The organism is Mycoavidus sp. SF9855 (genome assembly GCF_024582735.1).
Lineage (GTDB): Bacteria > Pseudomonadota > Gammaproteobacteria > Burkholderiales > Burkholderiaceae > Mycoavidus.
In genome coordinates this window covers 96,349-113,103 of record NZ_CP102085.1, presented here as the reverse complement: position 1 = coordinate 113,103, position 16,755 = coordinate 96,349, and the positions used below count along the sequence as shown (strand labels likewise).

The following is a 16,755-nucleotide window of genomic DNA, read 5'->3' as shown; positions in this document are numbered from 1 at the left end:
ACCAATCCACTCTCGAACTCTAATTTTCCAAACTACGGATGGCTTGAGCAACCCAGCCAAAACTCAGCTTCTCTTGTTCCATCCTGACCCTTTCTCCTAATCTATCAGAGCGCAGATCTTCAAATAATGCTTGTTCAGGTTCAGTTAGCCTATCCAGCTGGCCGCAATAGCGTTTGTCCTGCTCTTCAGCCCCCCATAAAGTGCGATGAGCCAGTAAGGTGGCGCGATCCATTAATAGCGATTTGACATGCGGATAGGAAGCTCGTAGACGATCCAGGATCGCATAACCATGGGTATCGATGTCACCCCAATAAGTGATATCCCTATGCGCCAACCACCCGATATTAGCCAAACGGCCGATATTGTATCCCCCACCAAAAATAATCATACTGTGCGGTAACTCAGGAAATGCCAAGCCATTTATTTCATTTTCGGTAATAAAAATCCGTCTCGCATTTGGATTTAATGCGGCGAATTCGGAGAGCGGCACACTGATATCAGACAACCCTCCGATGCGATCGGATTGATCCAGTATCCGAAAACGAATTAATGAAGGTTTACTCAATAGGCCATAGCGCAACTCGAAATGACGGGCGCCCGTCGCACTTGGCTCAATCACCGATGATGGCAGCACCTGGTCGAGCAATTCTGTCAAAAGCCCTTTGCGAGTTTCAATAAACTTGGTATCAATCCCGGCAATATCCAGTTGGCGTAAATATATGCCGGGCTTTGGACGATGGCGAAACCAATGCAAGATAGCCATAATCCGCTCCCATATTTCTGCCGACTCTAGAACGGTCAACGCACGCCGGCTCAGCCATTCTTTCAACTCAGGAAAAGCATCCAGGGTAATCGCCGCCAATTGATCAAAACGAGCAGCATCACGTTGCCGCCCAAGCAAGCGTAACGCATCTGCTGCCGTGGGCAGAATCACCTTTGTGGGGATACGGTTGCGCCCCAGTTGGCGGTGATTAAATTCCTGCCATTCGATTTCATAACCATATCCCCTGACTGCTTTGCTATCTTTTTCTAGCAGTCGAATCCAGCAGCGAACATCGTCGAAGCGATGCATGACAGCATTCGCCTCAGGCTGGCGCAGATTCATTTTGAGCGGAAATAAAACTGCGCCATTGAGTTGTGCTGAGAGCAACCGGCCCTGCTTCCAAAGCCGCAATAACTTTGCTTCAATCTCCGTTGGTGTGGTCCATGATATAGCTAAAGAAGCCTTGTTACTCATCATTGTGCTTGGCGTGCTTCTCGCTCGACCTGATATTCCTCAATCGTAAGAGAACGTAACATCGATTGGCGCCCCTCGTCATTATGTACAAAACCTAGGCTCACCACATAGGGTTCGATAATATGTATTTTTTGTAGCGGGGTTACAATCAAAAGTTGCAAATTCATCCGCTTAAACAATTCCAAGCCATAGCGAGCTGACTCATCGGACCCACGACCAAAAGCCTCGTCAATCACAACAAAGCGAAATGACCGAGAATGGGTCGGACCTTTTTCCAGCCCAAACTGATACGCTAGACTCGCAGCTAGCACCGTGTAGGCAAGCTTTTCTTTCTGTCCCCCCGATTTTCCGCCTGAATCAGTATAGTGCTCATGCTCACGATCATCGTTGCGCCAACGCTCAGACGCAGAAAATGTAAACCAGTTGCGCACATCAGTCACTTTGCGCGTCCAATTCCGATCAAATTCAGCGCTGCCCTCTCGGCCACGGAAACGTTCAATGATGCGCCTCACCTGTAAAAACTTAGCCTCTGAATATTCTTCATCAGCTGATCCGGTGAGCGCACCTTCAGTACACGTGCGCAAATTTTGTTGGAAATCGCGCAACTCAACATCGATGTTAGGTTCAGCCTCAAGTGCGATGTAGCGATTTGGGTTGTAATCAATATCCCGCAATGAATGATTAATGAAAGCAATGCGCTCACGAATAGTCTGGCGCTCACGATGTAATTGCGATTGGAAGCCAGCGATTTCCCGAATGGTGTTTTCGTTTAATAACTCTTTAAAACGTGCTTCAAAACGCGGCAGATCATCGCTTTGCAAATTACTCAGCATGGTGCGATATTCATGCGCCGCTTCGACGCTCACGTCTACCTCGCGCGTGGCAAGTGGGTAAGCCAGCGTATAGGTACGCATCGCGTCAATAATTTTATCGCGGATCTGATCAATTTTCTTGCTCTTGTCCCCAATCTTTTGTCGCAACCATGCGCCCATGTCTTTCTCGCGATTATCGCAAGATTCAACCGTTAACGATTGCCCACCAAGCACTTCAGGTCGCATCGCTTCGAGCAATGGGAAATAGTCGGTCTGAACTTGTGGCGGCATTGCTTTAAGCAAAAGCTCACAATCCTTTAAGGTGTTCTCGGCTTGCTTGATTTTTTCTTCGTTGGTGCCCTGTGCACGTGAGTTCTTTTCAATACTGTGCTCAGTTTCTTGCAACACCTCGCTTATTTTAGCCAATTGCTGCTCTAGTGTGCTCAACACATCAGAAGTCGCCTCCAGTTGTTGTTTTTCTCGCTCAAGCTGCTCAATTTTGATCAGTAGCGATCTCCACTCTAATTCCTGGAAATTGCTAAATACAGCCAGTTGCTGCCAAGTTCCCAATTTTTTCTGCTGAGTAGCAAGCTCACGTTGAGCGATAGCAATTTGCGCTATGCTTGCTTGCATCCGTGTCTTTAAATCACTGGCTTGTTTTTCTAGGACAGCGATTTTAGCTTCGTTAGACCAACCTAGAACATAACGCGAACGGTCATCAAGTCGGCGCCGATCATCTTTTTCGTGGCGCTCGTCACCCGCTTTGATCTGACCACTACGCGTGATCGCCCGCTTCTCTCGATAGAATTGATCAAGCGTAGGACAACACACATAATCGAAACGCCGCCCTAATTCAGTATCCAGCCAATTATAAAAAGGCGACTCAGGCTTAACCGCCAATTTGCGCGCCAATGAAGCCGGGTGCACAGCATGTTGATTCGTTTGCGCGACTAAACGTACTCGGTAATACACTAGACGAGCGCCCAAATGCGTCTGATCAACCCAGGTAGCCAATCTAGCGTAATGTATGTCAGGGACCAATAAAGAGATACCAAAGCTATGCAATAACCGCTCAGCAGCGCCTTCCCATGCTTTTTCTTCATCACGCACTTGGATTAATTCTCCGACAAACGGTAAATCATCTGCGGATAGGCATAGCGCGTCACATAATATATCGCGCAGCTTTAACATTTGATCGGGAATATTTGAGCGCCGTTTCCGTAATGAATCAAGTTCCAACTCTAATTCATTATGCTGAAATTCAAGCTGCCGCAACGCAACACCCTTTTCGGTCAACTCATTTTGCAGCATATCTCGCTTTTCTACACATGCTGCTTGTCCGGCATCAATGGCACGGCGATTGATTGTAAAAGCCTCGGCATTTACCGCACCTGACAAGCCCACTGCTTGGGCTAAGGCATCATATTGATCGGCCCGCTTAGCGCGCTCATCCTTTGTCTGCTGTGTCAGAAAAATGTCAGACTTGATGCGCTCAAGCCGGTCACCGCCGTTCGAGGCAATAGCTTGTTTGATTTCATCGCGGGTAGCCAGCTCACTCCGTTTTTTATCTGCAAGCGCCAGTGAGTTTATAGAGAGGCGCTCTAGCTCGTTTTGCAATTGGCTCATCCACTTCTGTAGCAAACCACTTTTCAGATGTGCAAACCAAGGCCGCAGTGCATCCCAACAATAACGTAACTCCTCAACTTCAGCTACCTGCCGCGCATGTTGGTCACAATTTTCTATCAATGGCGCTAAATGGCCAATCTGTGCTTTGGCTTTAAGCACCGATTCGTGTGCCCGATTAAGATCGTCAAAATGCGCAATCAAGGCTGCAATACGAGCCTCTACTGGAAAAGCCTCCAACATATGATCACGCACAAATTGAGTCAGATTACCGACCGATTTCATCGATACCGTTTGATGGAACAAATCCATCGCCTGCTCATTGGCGATGCCAAAACGGCGCCGAAAATCCGCGCCGTACTGCGTAAAACTCTCGTGTAGCGTAATCCCACGCGTATTGCGTAAGCGTTTGCGCAATTTGCTTATATCAGAGCCAAAGTCGGCAAAATGCCCAGCGACCGACAACGCGTGATCCGCCACAATATAAAAACGCTCAGGTTGCCCACGCGGGTCCTTAAACCAAAATACTTGCGCTAACGTCACCGTTTGGTCAAAACCCTGGTTATGGAAAATACTCAGCAGTACCGAATAACTATTATGATCACGCAAAGTCACCGCACGTGCAGTAGTGTTGCCATCACCACGCTCTGACTTATAGTGTCCTAGCACATAAGTGCGTAAGCTGCGTTCACGTGCATCGGCTCCCGCAGCTTTGTTATAGGCAATCTTTTGCGCTGGCACGAGTAGCGTCGTTATCGCGTCAACCAACGTAGATTTACCAGAACCGATATCACCCGTTAGCAAGATATTGTCACCCCCTGGCTGCAAGCTCCAGACCCGCTGATGAAACGTACCCCAGTTAAATACTTCAAAACGATGTAAACGAAAACCTGCCCGCTCGCCGTCTTGAGCGAAATCGAGCTGATCTACATGACTCATGATGCATCCTCCGACAGCAGCGTCGCCTGAGCATGGTTACAGTAATCCGTTAGCCGCTGCTCAAATTCATTGAGCCACTGTGCATCGACAAAAGCTTTGAGAATGCGATGAACTTCAAATTGCTGATCCTGCCCCGCCAAGCGGCGTAAAAACCCCAGCTCGATGATTTTATTGATATGTGTATCGATCCGATTGAGTAACTTAACTTCATTAACGGTATCTGGCAAGAAGAGACGGATTAACTCAACAATCTCTTCACGGCTCATGACAAGACGGCTATCGCTACTCGTCACGTCGAATTCGGCCATTTTTTTGCGCAATAGCACTAGAATAAGACTAACCGGATAGCTTAAAGGGCGGCGTGGCAACAGTCGCGGCAATTCTGCGGCGCCTTCCACCACTGGACGCTGACGCAAATAAGCATACCCCTCTGCTTCATCTACAATTAACTCTAAACCAATGATTACATAGTAGTCACGGACTCTAGCTTGTAAATCAAGTAGTGCTTGCCAACGAGCCAAGTCAATATCACGGTACAGCACACTTTGCAGCAGTGCAATCAATAACGGAGGTAGGCGGTTATCATCCATATTCATTGGGCAAAAATCACTAAAGGTAGAATCGCTCTTCGCACTTGGCCAAGCAAATCTGTCCACATTACACTTTCAGTCTGGGTATCATCAAGCGCCCCATGGTAGTCTGGATGAGTCGCGAGACTAAGGTAAACAACCAGCTCAGCCAAACCTTGTTCCAGCGGATATTGCCTAACTAGCTCAGCAAGTGAGATCTGTCGACGCGTTTGCAACGAACGCCTGATATTAGCTAAGAGGCGCACTTTATCAACAAACACCTGCTCAAAAAGCGCATCTGTGACAATCGCAACGTCATCATCGGCTAGGATATGCTGACAGATCTCGGGTTTAAACGGTGGTGAATACAGGGTACGCTCCATCGTAAGACGGAGCGCAGGCGTAAGCTTCTCCAGCGTCATAAAAGAGGTCAAAACGTCCGCTTGTATTTGATCTCGCGCCGTGAGTGCTTTTTGTTCTATGTTTCGGATCAACTGCATAATGCGTCGGTTTTCTAACCATGTTTGATCATCTAGATAACGCCGCAGTTGCTCCGATAAACGCGCCACCGTGCGCTGAGTCACCTCGCCAGCTTCTAACCAGTCATAATGAATCCGCAACAATCGGTTATCCGGCATCAACCCCCGCACTGGCTCTAATGAAAGTGCCGTCTCCAGTAATAACGAAAGTTCTTCTTGACGGGCCGGTGACATCAGTAGATCCCAGAAAGCGCGAAAGCTCTTGCCTTCATCCGAATCGGCAATGACATCACGCTGACCGAAAATCTCGCCGAGCAATTCGCCTTTACTACCGCCCCAGGTGGCAATACGCTCCCGTACTGAACGATCCAAGCACCGAAAGTTTTGTTCAACGGCCCGGAAATCAGCAAGTAACTCTCTGGCTGTTGCAACCATTTGTAAAAAACGCTCGCGGACTTGTGTTGCACCCATCAAATCCAATTGCCCGGATTGAATCCGCGCGATCTCGTTTTCAAGCACGCCTTTACGCTTTTCAAGCTCCGCAATACGCGCAGCAGGATCAAGCTCAGTCCCGTCAGCAATTTGGCGCAATAACTCAAACACCATGATTAAACGCGACTCGGTGCCGATAAATTGCCGCTGTTTAAGGCCAGCAAGCCAATTAATCGCCAATTCAGCAGAGAACGTTAAATCGTAATGTGGTTCGTCACTGTCGACCGTATAGTATTTGCGCAACCACCCGCACTTATCCGCTGCCCAATCATCCAAATAATCTGTAGCGAGCTTAGGAAAAAGAATTTCACCCTCGGTTTCATGCAAATGATATAGGTAGCCTTCTAGCTGCAATGCTAACGCTTGCCGAGAAACAGTGCGCACATTTGGCTCGATGAAACTGCGGTATAGAAAACTAGCAACCAATGGTGCATTAACTGCTGCGAGTAAGCGCCATGCTGGATGAGTATTACGTTGGATAAGCAGGGTCTGATAATCCATTTCAAACAGTCCAAATAGATATCACGGTTATTCCACCGTCACTGACTTTGCAAGGTTCCTAGGTTTATCGACATCTGTCCCACGCACACACGCAGTATGGTATGCCAACAATTGCAACGGTATGACGTGCAAAATCGGGGACAACCAACCGTAATGTTCAGGCAGCCGGATCACATGCAAACCTTCGCCATTGACGATGCGCGTATCGGCATCGGCAAAGACATAGAGCTCGCCACCGCGGGCGCGAACTTCTTGTATATTCGACTTCAACTTTTCAAGCAACGCATCGTTTGGCGCAACCGTGACAACTGGCATGGCGCGAGTAACCAGGGCTAGCGGGCCATGCTTGAGTTCACCAGCGGGATAAGCCTCAGCGTGAATGTACGAGATTTCTTTTAGCTTGAGCGCGCCCTCAAGCGCAATTGGGTAATGCAGGCCACGTCCGAGAAAAAGCGCGTTTTCTTTAGAGGCAAATTGCTCAGCCCATGCAATGATTTGCGGCTCCAGTGCAAGAACATGGTTTAAAGCAGCAGGCAAATGACGGAGTTGTTTGAGATAAGTTTCTTCAGCACTTGCCGCAACTCGCCCTCGCAGCTTACCCAAGGTGACCGCCAGCATAAACAGGGCAACCAGCTGTGTAGTAAAAGCTTTGGTTGAGGCCACGCCGATCTCTGTGCCGGCATGCGTCAAAAATGCCAGCGCCGTCTGCCGCACCATCGCACTGGTTGCGACATTACAAATCGCCAGTGTACGAGTGTGTCCTAATGCTTGCGCATGCTTTAACGCAGCTAATGTATCAGCGGTCTCACCTGACTGCGAAATAACCACCACTAAACTATTCGGATTGGGTACTGAATCTCGATAACGATACTCACTGGCAATTTCAACCTGAGTCGGCAGCGCAACCATTGATTCAAACCAATATTTAGCCGTTAAACCAGCGTAATAGCTGGTGCCGCAAGCCAATATCAACAAGCTATCAATCCCTGCAAATACCCGCTCAGCTTGTTCACCAAAATGTGCGGGGATAAATGCCTCCGCCACGGGAATGGTGTCCGCAATCGCGCGCGGCTGCTCAAAAATTTCTTTTTGCATAAAATGGCGATAGGGCCCGAGCTCAACCGCACTGCCATAGGCCGCGACGGTACGTATTTCGCGCTCCACAATGGCACCAGTGTGATCAGCAATACAGGATGCCGTACGCGAAAGTTGCACGACATCGCCCTCTTCAAGAAAAATAAAGCGCTCTGTGCTACCCGCAAGCGCGAGCGCATCGGAAGCAAGAAAATGCTCATTGTCACCCACCCCGACTACCAGAGGTGAGCCTTGCCTCGCACCCACAATATAGTGCGGCTCATCGCGACTAAAAACGGCAATTGCAAAAGCACCATGTAGCTGACGGACCGCTGCACGTACTGCGCTAAAAAGGTCGCCGCGATACAAACTATGAATCAAATGAGCAATGACTTCAGTATCCGTTTGGCTGATAAATTCATAGCCTTGTGCTTGCAGCGCTTCACGCAGGACTTCGTAATTCTCGATAATGCCATTGTGCACAAGCGCAATCGTATCGCGTGAAAAAATCGGATGGGCATTATCTGTCACCGGCGCGCCATGGGTAGCCCAACGCGTATGCGCAATCCCAATATCACCCGTTAAATGTGTCGTTTGCGCCTCAGTTGCAAGATGGGTGACACGCGACACGCTACGTGCACGGCGCAGTTCTTTCTCTGCCAGCACGGCCACACCGCAAGAATCATAGCCGCGGTATTCAAGCCGCCGCAACCCTTCGATTAGGACTGGAACAATATTACGCTGCGCGACCGCGCCGACAATGCCACACATATAAGACTCAGAATGATAAAAGTTGAATAATGAAAGATAGCGAGCGTTGGAGTTTAATACTCATCAATCTTTTCTTTTGGTGGGCCGCACATAATCAGCTTTAGCGATTTGCGTTTTTTCGTTAAGCACGAGGGCGCTCGCGGGCACATCTCGCCAAACGGTTGTACCCGCTGCGATCGTTACTCCCTGTGCAATCTTAACCGGCGCCACCAGCTGCGTCGCAGAACCCACAAACACGTTATCTTCAATTACCGTGCGATGCTTTTGTGCGCCGTCATAATTGCAGGTAATCGTACCCGCACCTATATTGACATGCGCCCCAACATCAGCGTCACCAATATAGCTAAGATGGTTTGCCTTTGAGCTAGCGCCAAGCATGGCATTTTTAACCTCGACAAAATTGCCAATATGGGTATCCTCTGCAAGGATTGCGCCTGGCCGCAGCCGTGCATATGGACCAATCACGGCGCGCTCACCTATGTGCGCCCCTTCGATATGCGTCAATGCATTAATTTTTGCCCCAGCGCCAATCACTGCGTTTTTCAGCACACAATGCGGACCAATACTCACGCCATCAGCTAACTTCACAGCGCCTTCAAACACACAATTCACATCAATTGACACTTCGCGGCCACAGGTAAGTGCGCCACGTATATCAATCCGTGCTGGGTCCGCCAGCGTAACGCCATTATCAAGTAATGCGTCTGCCAGTTGGCGCTGATAAGTGCGCTCAAGCAGTGCTAACTGTGCTTTGTTGTTAACCCCCATTGTTTCGGATACATTGTCAGGCTGGCTCGTGACAACGTCTACATTCTCCGCAATCGCACGCTCAATCACATCGGTCAGATAGTATTCGTGCTGAGCATTATGATTGTTCAGTTCGGCAAGCCAATTGGCAATACGGGCGCCGGGCAGCAGCATGATGCCGGTGTTAACTTCATTGATCTTGCATTCTTCAGGGCTGGCATCTTTTTGTTCCACAATGCGCACCACGCGGCCCATCGACTCACGCACAATACGCCCATAACCGCTGGGCTCGGCGAGTGTCGCCGTCAACATCGCACAACGCTCTGCCTTAGGGTCCGCACTGGCCTGTTTAATGAGTCGCTCAAGTGTGGGCACGCTAATCAGAGGTACATCACCATATAGCACCAGCACTGGCATAGAACGATCCAGTAATGGCAGTGCCTGTTGCACTGCATGGCCCGTCCCTAATTGTTGCGCTTGTATCACGAATTCGACCGCGGGCAGAGCAACGGCTTGCTGCACTGCCTGCGCACCATGCCCAAGCACCACGACGATTTTTGCAGGCTGCAAGGCGCGCGCAGTATCAAGAACATGACAAAGAAGCGGCTGGCCCGCCAGTAAATGGAGCACTTTGGGTAAGGCTGAGCGCATACGCTTACCTTCACCGGCCGCCAGGATCACAATATTCACAATGCGCGCAGAGAGTTAAACTAGGGTGAGAAATCTAATAAAATTATTTTATCATGGCGTCGCGCGTAGCATTGGCTGCAAACTGAGGGGCAAAGTATTCTCTACTCCTGTGTCAGCCGGCCCAACACTACACGGTTCATCATCGAAGGCAATATCGCCATGAGCAGGTACAGCACCCGTCACACGTAGATCAGCAAACTCAAATAATTCACGGTCCATCAGATGTGATGGAATCACATTCGTCAGTGCATTAAAGATACTCTCCACTCGGCCCGGATAACGCTTTTCCCAATCACGGATCAAAACCTTCATTTCTGCACGCTTTAGATTGGCTTGGCTACCGCACAGATTACACGGAATAATTGGGAATTGCCGCAAGGCAGAATAATCTTCTAAGTCGGCCTCTTTTACATAGGCGAGCGGACGGATAACGATATGCTTACCATTATCTGACTGTAGTTTTGGCGGCATTCCTTTGAGCTTGCCACCATAAAATAAATTCAGAAATAATGTCTCAAGGATATCATCACGATGATGGCCAAGCGCAATTTTGGTGGCGCCCAGCTCGCTTGCCACGCGATATAAAATGCCGCGCCGTAGGCGTGAGCATAATGAGCACGTGGTTTTTCCCTCTGGCACGAGGCGTTTAACGATACTGTAGGTATCTTGATTTTCAATATGAAACGGCACACCCTTTTGGGTTAAATATTCAGGCAATATATGTTCCGGGAAACCTGGCTGTTTTTGATCAAGATTAACCGCAACGATATCAAAATGTAACGGCGCTCGTTCCCGTAATCTAAGCAAGATATCAAGCAAGGCATAGCTATCTTTACCCCCCGATAGACACACCATCACCTTATCGCCGGCCTCAATCATCTGATAGTCAGCAATCGCTTGGCCAACCTGCCGCGCCAGCCGCTTGTAAAGCTTATTGTTCTCGTAAGCATCTTTTTGTGCGCGACGGCTTAGTGCGCTCATCGGGCGCTCGCGTGCACGAGTCTCTGCCTCAGCAGGGGATGCCGGCGCATCCTGTAAATTTTCATGCCCATTCATTTTAAATTTCCTTACAACGAAACACTTCTACACCCACTGCGGCGCAATCAGGGTAAATATCTGGTTTCTCCGCGCGAATCCGTACCGCACGCACGCCAGGATGCGCGAGCATTCTATTGGCAGCATCGTCGCATAACGTTTCCAATAAATGGATATGTTGGCCCTTGGCATACGATGCAATCGTATCGCGCATCAAATTGTAGTCAAGAACTTCATTGAGTGCGTCAGAGGCCGAAGTGGAGACAGCAAATGGAACATACAATTCGATATTCATGACCACGCGCTGCGGCTTTTTTTTCTCAAAGGCATGGACACCAATAAAAAGGTGGATGACATAATCCCGCAGAAAAAGCCGCCGACAATCAGCAAGTTGCGAGTAGGCAAGAGAATTGAGCATAACCTTTATATGAGAATGAGTAAAACCTTCATCGACTATATCCGTCAAGCACCACTGTCATTTAAAATGTAGTGATGAAGATAAGTTTTCACGAATCCGCTAGTTTACCTGTACCAGACCCCGCAGCACGAGCGCAATCTCAGACTCTGCGGGCGCAGATTGATACAAAACTTGATCAAGCCGGCGGCTGGCTGCCATTTGACCGCTATATGGAGCTGGCCCTTTACACGCCAGGCTTAGGGTATTACAGCAATGCCCTAACGAAGTTCGGCTGGCATGCGGGTGATGGCAGTGATTTTGTTACGGCGCCTGAATTATCCCCCCTTTTCGCTCAAACCCTTGCGCGCGCTGTGGCAGAAGCACTGACTGCGTCTGCCACTCAACATGTGATGGAATTCGGTGCGGGCAACGGCACCCTCGCGGCGCAGTTACTCCCCGCGCTCGACGCCCTAGGCGTACGCTGTGAACGCTACAGCATTGTCGAGTTGTCTAGCGGATTACGCGCCCAACAGTCCGCAACGCTTGCGACTCATGTCCATGATGCCGCGACCCGGGTGCAGTGGTTGGATAGCTTACCCGCTACATTTAATGGCGTCATCCTCGGCAATGAAGTACTGGATGCAATGCCGGTACGACTTTTTATACGGAAATCAAGCGCTTGGTTTGAGCGCGGTGTGGCACGCCGTGGCGCACCCGGCGACCCATTAGAATGGCATGATCGACCGCTCAGTCCAGGCGCCATAGATGCCCATAACCTAAATGACGCTAGCTATACAGCACAACTCCCCTTAATCGACGGTGAAGAGGACTACCTCACTGAACAGCACGAAGCGGCTAGCGCATTTGTGCGCACGGTTTGTCAAATATTGCAGCGCGGCGCGCTATTGCTAATCGATTACGGGTTTCCAAGCCATGAGTATTACCACCCGCAACGCAACACCGGCACTTTGATGTGCCACTACCGGCATCACGCACACACCGACCCATTTTTTTATCCAGGCTTACAAGATATCACGGCCCATGTTGAATTTTCAGGCATTGCGCAAGCAGCCCTTGAGACGGGCGTGGATTTACTCGGCTACACATCACAAGCCCGCTTTTTAATCAACTGTGGTATCACTGAACTTCTGGCGCAGTTTGATGCAAATGATCCGCAACAGTTTCTGCCGGCTGCAAATGCGGTGCAAAAATTGCTATCCGAAGCGGAGATGGGCGAGTTGTTCAAAGTGATTGGATTTAGTCGCGGCATTGATAACGGTTTATCAGGGTTCAGTCATGGCGATCGCTCAATGACGCTATAAAAATTTTATTGCCAAAGCCAATTAAAGCACTGGGTCATTCACCGGATTTAATGCCGCCTCAATGGCTGCGATGCGTGCACGGTGCAACGCGGCCTTGATGGCCGCGGGCGCCGCACGATAATGCGCCGCAATGGCCCCCGCATTAACCCGGCACGCTACGCTCAAAGCATTGTCCAGCCGGGCCGCCTGTGGATAAGCCGCAGTTTCAAAACCCAACCGGCCGCGAGCGTCAGACTCGCATGCCTGCATGACCTCTACTAAACGTTCGGGTTTGCGCCAGGCATCACAACGTTCAAGCAAGCGCGTTAATGCACTGGCACCAAACTCCAGAGAGCGATGGATATTGCCATGTTCACGCGCCACTAGCATCGCCAAATCACGGCATGCATTTGGCACTTTCAGACGATTACACAACGGCCGCAACAGTGTAACGCTACGCTCCTCATGGCCAAGATGGCGCGGCAGCATCTCCACCGGCGTATTGGCCTTGCCTAAATCATGCACCAACACCGCAAAACGCACCGTCAACGCATATCCACGAGTCGCCGCATAATCCAGTGCCATCATGACATGCACACCCGCATCGATTTCTGGATGGAACTCAGGGCGCTGCGGCACACCATATAGCGCATCGACTTCAGGCAAAATTCGCGCCAACGCCCCACATTCGCGCAATACAGTGAACATACGCGAGGGCTTGGCTTCCATTAAACCACGAGCAATTTCCTGCCAAATGCGCTCAGGCACCAGTGCATCCACCTCTCCATTTACCACCATTTTACGCATCAAATTCAGCGTCTCATCGGCTATGGTGAAATCAGCAAAGCGCGCGGCAAAGCGCGCCAATCGCAAAATTCTCACCGGATCTTCAGCAAACGCATCCCCCACATGACGCAAAACGCGCGTAGCCAAATCAGCGCGACCATTAAATGGGTCAATCACCGGGCCAACCGGTAGCCCCTTTGCATCGAGCTCGCGCGCCATTGCATTAATCGTTAAATCACGCCGCGCTAGATCCTGCTCAAGGGTAACATCCGGCGCATAATAAAACTGAAAACCGTGATAGCCACGCGCTGTTTTGCGCTCGGTGCGCGCTAAGGCATATTCGGCTTGCGTTTGCGGATGCAAAAATACCGGGAAATCACGTCCAACCGGCCGATAACCCTGCTTAGCCATTTGCTCAGGAGTCGCCCCTACCACGACATAATCACGGTCCCGCACAGACAGGCCAAGTAGTTCATCACGAAGCGCCCCACCCACCACATAAATTTTCATATCGTTATTGTGACGTTTCAGTCATGCTCTCAGGTGCAATCACACCAAGTCGCGCTTTGAGCGATTGCGGAGTCCCTTCTAACAAGGCGGCATAATAAACCGCATTAGCCAAAACTTTTTTCACATAATCGCGGGTTTCACTGAATGGAATGGTTTCCGCGAACACAGCCCCTTCAATTGGCCTCGTTAATGCTGCACGCCACTGCTGCGCCCGCCGCGGACCGGCATTATAGGCAGCAGACGCTAGGACCGGTGAATCATCAAGCTCAGCATAAATCATCGCCAAATAATTCATCCCAAGTAAAATATTGGTCTCAACCTCATTGATTCTTACGCTAGATATTTTGCCCAAGCCAATCTTTCGGGCGACGAGTTGTGCGGTCCCTGGCATTAACTGCATCAAGCCAGCCGCGCCAACGCTAGAACGGGCATCGCTAATAAAACGCGACTCTTGCCGGATTAAGCCATAAGCCCAAGCGACATCCAGTCCAGTCAATTTTGCATTACGCTCCATAATCTCGCGCAATGGCAAAATATACCGCAGGCTAAAGTCATGCTTTTGCCGGGTACGCTCAGCCGTATTGACCGCGCGATCGTACAATTTAAAGCGCCGAGCCAGTTCGGCTGCCGCCAATAGCTGGCGATCACTCATGCCACGCAGCGTCCAGTTCCACTCTCGAGCTCCTTCGAAATAGAACTGCAAGCGATAAAGATGCTGAGCCAGCTGAAAGCCTGGCAGAGCCTGCATGCGCGCCATTTCCGTTTCAATCTCAGCAACCTTAGTCGCCGCAGGGAAGCTGATGCGGCCACCGAGCTCTTCCGTTGCCAGTTGCCCATAAAAATCAAAATTGGGGGCAATTTGCTGCCAGGCTTGTACCGCTAAAGCGTTTTCACCGGTTGCTTGTAAAGCTCGGCCTTGCCAATAAATCCAGGCTGGCTGACGGCGCAACGCACTTGGCATGGTTTCAATCGCCTGCCGCACCAGCGGCCAATTGTTGGCTAGCAGCGCTGCTCGCACACGCCACTCGTGAGCTGCATTAGACAGCCAGCCATCAACAGATAGCCGATACCAATCAAGCGCAAGCGGTATTTTGTCAAGCGCCGCCCGATAGCCAATCGTACCCCAACCCGTTGCCTGCTCTTGCGGCGTCAAGCGCGGCGCCACCGAGATAAAAATCGCCGCCGCTAATAGTGGATCCTGACGGGCGATGCGAGTAATCGCCAGTAACGCCAGCTGATGGGCCGCCGTGTTGATGGATACACCCTGCTCCAACAGGACCCGTGGCTTATTAGCTGCCATTTCAAATTGTTTTGGGCTTGGGCGTTGAGGTCCTAGCGCATCCGCAATGCGGTTGCCCACTGCGACTTCGTTCATTTCATAAGCCAACCGAATTTGCTGCCAGACGTCATCCTGGTCGAGCTGCTTCTTTTGCGTCAAAACCGTGATCAGTTCTACACAACCATCGCCATACCGGTTTGGCGCGACCAATAAAGTACGCGCAGCCTCAGCCACGTCCATCCCGCGAGCGGCTCGTGCCTGGAGAGCGTAACATTTAAGTTGCAGGTCATCTTTTAATACAAAGCGGCGATATTGCTCATCAAAGTCACGCCAGGCGTGGCGCGCACCGAGCACCAGCAAATAATCATTGCGCAGCCGATCGGCAATCGCTTGCCCCTCATATCTTTGCAGAAAAGCCAAGATAGGTGTGTCAGGCGCGTTCAAGCGCGCATGACCTAAGCTATCGAACAGTTGCGGTTTAAGTGCAAAGTACTCTACGTAGGAGGGGACTGGGTATGCGGGAATTTGGCGCGCCAGTTCAAGCGCGCGCGGCGCATTATTTTTCTGGGCCGCCTCACGTAATGCAATAAAAATAGCATCGGGCTCTCGCGGCGCATTCTCAGACTGCGCGCGCGCAGCTTCTACGGTGCTACAACTAATGAGCGTTGTGAGCACGCAGACAACCGAGAGCGCACGATATACTTGAGTCACCCGTTGAAGAACGCATTGCAGCATTTTTTTTGACCTAGAGGCAAATAATGGGCGTAGAAAGCATAGCATGTAAATACACGAAGGCCGCAGCTAATTCCTCAAAAATTGCATTACGCAGTGCTTTACTAACCGCCAGGCAAACTCGACAAGTTCAAGCGCATAGCGAGGCAGCACTTGCCGCGCGCATTGCCACGTTGCTGGCCGAACGCACTCCGTACTGTGTGGCATTCTATTGGCCATTTGCGGGTGAGTTCGATGCGCGTACAACACTGGTTAACTGGCTACATGAGGCACCCACGCACTGTGCCGCCCTACCGGTCGTAACTGAAGTAGGGGGCGCGTTGCGTTTTCATCGCTGGACCCCAGAAACGCCGATGAAAGAAGGTTATTTCAAGATCCCTGTACCTGCTCACGCGGTTGCAGTACACCCTGATCTATTGCTCATTCCATGCGTGGGTTTCGATCCAGCACGTTACCGGCTTGGCTATGGCGGCGGTTATTATGACCGCACTCTAGCTAGGCTTAAGCCATGTCCGTTTACAGCCGGCATTAGTTATGAATGCGGCCGTGTGACTCATCTATTGCCACGCGAATCCCATGACATTGCGCTTGATCTAGTGCTCACTGAAAAGGCACGCTATGAATAGCTCACTACTTAGCAACTAACGGCCTAGCTTGCAATCCACTGTAGTCTAGCAGCATAAAATAACAACAATTTTTTGCAGATTACTGACTAAAACATCTTATATGCTTGTATAGTAATATTCAACTAAGTCGCGTTTAACTTATCTCTTTATCTGAG

General features: G+C 50.3%; 12 protein-coding genes. 2 read left to right on the top strand and 10 right to left on the bottom strand.

Annotated elements, in window-relative coordinates; translation table 11 throughout:
- Positions 1-19: 19 nt before the first annotated feature.
- The 8 genes from NQD60_RS00445 to NQD60_RS00410 all read right to left on the bottom strand — a co-directional run bounded on the left by NQD60_RS00445 (position 20) and on the right by NQD60_RS00410 (position 11,387).
- Positions 20-1,240, bottom strand: a complete 1,221-nt coding sequence (locus NQD60_RS00445; RefSeq protein ID WP_257100630.1) for a Wadjet anti-phage system protein JetD domain-containing protein — start codon at positions 1,238-1,240, stop codon at positions 20-22.
- Positions 1,237-4,611, bottom strand: a complete 3,375-nt coding sequence (locus NQD60_RS00440; protein ID WP_257100629.1) for an ATP-binding protein — start codon at positions 4,609-4,611, stop codon at positions 1,237-1,239. The genes NQD60_RS00445 and NQD60_RS00440 overlap by 4 nt, the downstream gene beginning before the upstream one ends.
- Positions 4,608-5,201 carry a DUF4194 domain-containing protein gene (locus tag NQD60_RS00435; RefSeq protein ID WP_257100628.1) on the bottom strand — a complete coding sequence of 198 codons (594 nt, stop codon included), beginning with the start codon at positions 5,199-5,201 and terminating at the stop codon, positions 4,608-4,610. Before NQD60_RS00435 ends, NQD60_RS00440 begins: the two co-directional genes overlap by 4 nt.
- A gap of 2 nt (positions 5,202-5,203) precedes the next feature.
- Positions 5,204-6,652 carry a DUF3375 domain-containing protein gene (locus tag NQD60_RS00430; protein WP_257100627.1) on the bottom strand — a complete coding sequence of 483 codons (1,449 nt, stop codon included), beginning with the start codon at positions 6,650-6,652 and terminating at the stop codon, positions 5,204-5,206.
- Positions 6,653-6,679: 27 nt separating this feature from the next.
- Entirely contained in the window at positions 6,680-8,497 is a 1,818-nt protein-coding gene (glmS, locus tag NQD60_RS00425) for a glutamine--fructose-6-phosphate transaminase (isomerizing) (protein WP_257100626.1), read from the bottom strand.
- A gap of 63 nt (positions 8,498-8,560) precedes the next feature.
- Entirely contained in the window at positions 8,561-9,934 is a 1,374-nt protein-coding gene (glmU, locus tag NQD60_RS00420; RefSeq protein WP_257100625.1) for a bifunctional UDP-N-acetylglucosamine diphosphorylase/glucosamine-1-phosphate N-acetyltransferase GlmU, read from the bottom strand.
- 51 nt (positions 9,935-9,985) lie between these two features.
- The gene (ttcA, locus tag NQD60_RS00415) at positions 9,986-10,915 is read right to left on the bottom strand and encodes a tRNA 2-thiocytidine(32) synthetase TtcA (protein WP_257101215.1); all 930 of its coding nucleotides are present in this window, start codon (positions 10,913-10,915) and stop codon (positions 9,986-9,988) included.
- Between the two features lie 76 nt (positions 10,916-10,991).
- Positions 10,992-11,387, bottom strand: coding sequence for a dihydroneopterin aldolase (locus tag NQD60_RS00410; RefSeq protein WP_257100624.1), 396 nt, complete (start codon positions 11,385-11,387; stop codon positions 10,992-10,994).
- A 74-nt stretch (positions 11,388-11,461) separates the two neighbouring features.
- On the opposite strand from NQD60_RS00410, the gene NQD60_RS00405 reads away from it, so the two are divergent.
- Positions 11,462-12,688, top strand: coding sequence for a class I SAM-dependent methyltransferase (locus NQD60_RS00405; RefSeq protein ID WP_257100623.1), 1,227 nt, complete (start codon positions 11,462-11,464; stop codon positions 12,686-12,688).
- A 21-nt stretch (positions 12,689-12,709) separates the two neighbouring features.
- Here the strand turns inward: NQD60_RS00405 and NQD60_RS00400 are convergent, their stop codons facing one another.
- Together NQD60_RS00400 and NQD60_RS00395 are read right to left on the bottom strand one after the other, a co-directional pair.
- On the bottom strand, positions 12,710-13,963 hold the full coding sequence (locus tag NQD60_RS00400) for a multifunctional CCA addition/repair protein (RefSeq protein WP_257100622.1): 1,254 nt from the start codon (positions 13,961-13,963) through the stop codon (positions 12,710-12,712).
- 4 nt (positions 13,964-13,967) lie between these two features.
- Positions 13,968-15,977 (bottom strand): lytic transglycosylase domain-containing protein, encoded by a 2,010-nt coding sequence (locus NQD60_RS00395; protein WP_257100621.1) that lies wholly within the window; start codon positions 15,975-15,977, stop codon positions 13,968-13,970.
- Positions 15,978-16,000: 23 nt separating this feature from the next.
- On the opposite strand from NQD60_RS00395, the gene NQD60_RS00390 reads away from it, so the two are divergent.
- On the top strand, positions 16,001-16,600 hold the full coding sequence (locus NQD60_RS00390) for a 5-formyltetrahydrofolate cyclo-ligase (RefSeq protein ID WP_257100620.1): 600 nt from the start codon (positions 16,001-16,003) through the stop codon (positions 16,598-16,600).
- The last annotated feature ends 155 nt before the right edge of the window (positions 16,601-16,755 follow it).